Raw genomic sequence first — 2,429 nt, 5'->3', positions numbered from 1 at the left:
TTATAGAAGATTTTGAGGTGACGCTTTCCAAATATTCTTTTATAATAGTGTGTTCTCTATCAGTTGTTACCAAGTTTATTTGAAAATCGAGGTCGATGTCTGCAAAAAAGTGTTCGGCTATTTCAAAATTACCAATATGTGCACTAATTAATACACCACCTTTTTTTTCAGCGAGCAATTTTTTTAAAATGTCTATTCCATCAAATTCATAGGTAAATTTATTTCTTAGCCCGGCTCCGATGGCCACTTTGTCAATGATTGTTTGACCAAAAACAAAATAGTTTTTAAACACCATTTTTTTTGCTTTGAAATAAGAATAATGGAGACGTTTTCTAAAGTAATAAAATACAACTTTGTTGCTTTTTGGCAGGAACAGAAAATAGTAAGTTGCAACAAAATAAAGCACAAAATAGGCCGGCTTTACACCAAAATTTTTAATGCAATAAACAAATATTTTATATCCAAGGAGAGTTCCTCTGGACTTACCGTCCCATTGGCTCATAGTATTAAGCCTTAGCTTTAATTTTGTTTTCTATCATATCGTAAAAGTCCTGAAAACTTTCAATGTTTACAAAGTCGGCCTCGCCAAGTTTTACACCAAAATTAGATTCAATAATCACTACTAAATCAACATAGTCCAAACTGTCAAGTCCCAGAGTATCTTTCATGGGGGCTTTAGGTGAAATCACTTCTTGCTCCACTTCAAATTCCTCTACCAAAAAATTATTTACAATTTCAATGACTTCTTCCTTATTCATTATAATCAGTTATTAAATTTTTTTATTATCAAAGCAGAATTAGTTCCGCCAAATCCAAAAGAATTTGACAAAAATAAATCAAATTTTTTATTTAGTGTATTGCTTACAATATTTAATTTTTCTGAGTCTTCATCTGGGTTTTCAAAATTTATATTGGGTGCGATAAAGTTGTTTTGCATCATTAATATTGAATATATCACTTCACTGGCTCCAGCCATCCAACATTCATGCCCTGTCATAGATTTTGTTGAGCTAACCGGTGGTCTACTTCCAAATATTTCGTGGATAGCCTTGGCCTCATTTGCATCTCCTACAGGTGTTGAGGTGGCATGAGCATTAATATATTCAATTGCTGAAGCTTCTACGTTTGCATCATTCAAAGCACGTTGCATAGCAGTTGCCGGGCCTTCTTTATTTGGTGTTGAAATATGACCTCCATTAGATGAAAATCCATAACCAATAACTTCAGCAATAATGGGTGCCCCTCGCTTTGTAGCCGACTCATAACTTTCAAGTATTAGTGTGGCACCACCACCACTGGGAACAAGCCCGTCACGATTGGCATCAAAAGGTCGGGAAGCTTTTTCAGGTTCATTTTCACGAGAGGCAAAAACGCCTAATCCATCAAAACTGGCCATGGCATATTTGTTAATTTCTTGTGCACCGCCACAAATGATACGATCTTGTAGTCCTGTTTTTATTAGCAAATATCCCATTCCAATGGAGTGCGATCCACTTGCACAAGCAGCACTAATTGTCATATTGACGCCCCGTAATCTGTAAATTGTTGAAAGGTTCATTGTAACTGTGGAGTTCATTGATTTAAAAATCGCACCTGAACCAATAAGGGCCGTGTCTTTTTTCTCTCGAAGCAAGTCTGTTGCTTCTATAATTGCTTTAGAGACACTATCATTTCCATACAATATACCCATTTCATGTTCATCAAAAAAACCATCCTCTATTTGAGCATTTTGAAGTGCTTCACGTGTGGCCATATAGGCATACTCTGTTTCCTCTCCAATGCTTACACGCTGTCTTCGATTCAAATAAGGCTTTAAATCGGGTGTGGGAACCATGCCTGTCAAAGCTGAACGAAACCCAGATTCTTTGCGCTCAGGATCAAATTGTATTCCTGACTTTCCATTGTACAAGGACTCTTTAACATCTTTTAAAGAAGTTCCGATGCAGGAATAGATACCCATTCCGGTTATGACGACTCTTCGTGATTCCATGTGTAACAACTGTTTACTGATTTTAGGAATAAATTCCTCCGTTGATATTAATGATTTCACCAGTAATATAACCAGATTTTTTGGAAACTAAAAAAGCTACTAAATCTGCCACTTCTTGGGCTTCGCCAAAACGGTTTAAGGGGATTAACTTCTTTAATTCACTTTCGTCCATAGCCTCGGTCATATCAGTTTTAATAAAACCGGGTGCTACGGCGTTTACGGTAATATTTCTCTTTGCCACTTCTTGTGCCAGTGCTTTAGTGGCAGCCACTAGGGCACCTTTAGCTGCAGAATAGTTTGTTTGCCCCGCGGTTCCTTTCACTCCAGAAACAGAAACCATATTCACAATTCGGCCATATTTATTTCGTAACATTTTTTGAATGAAGAAACTGGTCACATTAAAAAAACCGTTCAGGCTTGTTTGGATGACGCTGTCCCA

Annotated in this window: 3 protein-coding genes and 1 pseudogene; all 4 read right to left on the bottom strand. The window is 36.9% G+C overall.

All coding sequences use genetic code 11. The annotated features are described in order from the left end of the window. Positions 1-502 (bottom strand): annotated as a pseudogene (locus AACY61_RS12415) (lipid A biosynthesis acyltransferase); the annotation flags it as partial. A 4-nt stretch (positions 503-506) separates the two neighbouring features. Then, positions 507-758, bottom strand: a complete 252-nt coding sequence (locus AACY61_RS12410) for a phosphopantetheine-binding protein (RefSeq protein WP_339611894.1) — start codon at positions 756-758, stop codon at positions 507-509. Between the two features lie 5 nt (positions 759-763). Then, positions 764-1,990: a beta-ketoacyl-[acyl-carrier-protein] synthase family protein gene (locus AACY61_RS12405; protein ID WP_339611893.1), complete on the bottom strand. Its 1,227-nt coding sequence runs from the start codon at positions 1,988-1,990 to the stop codon at positions 764-766. A 22-nt stretch (positions 1,991-2,012) separates the two neighbouring features. After that, positions 2,013-2,429 (bottom strand): SDR family NAD(P)-dependent oxidoreductase (locus AACY61_RS12400; protein ID WP_339611892.1); only part of this gene is annotated, 417 nt, incomplete at its 5' end.

It is taken from the genome of uncultured Planktosalinus sp., assembly GCF_963973675.1.
GTDB lineage: Bacteria > Bacteroidota > Bacteroidia > Flavobacteriales > Flavobacteriaceae > Planktosalinus.
This window is presented reverse-complemented; position numbering and strand designations above follow the sequence as displayed.

Coding starts and splice junctions, on each gene's coding strand:
- AACY61_RS12410 (WP_339611894.1), bottom strand. CDS start 758: ATGAATAAGGAAGAAGTCATTGAAATTGTAAATAATTTTTTGGTAGAG.
- AACY61_RS12405 (WP_339611893.1), bottom strand. CDS start 1,990: ATGGAATCACGAAGAGTCGTCATAACCGGAATGGGTATCTATTCCTGC.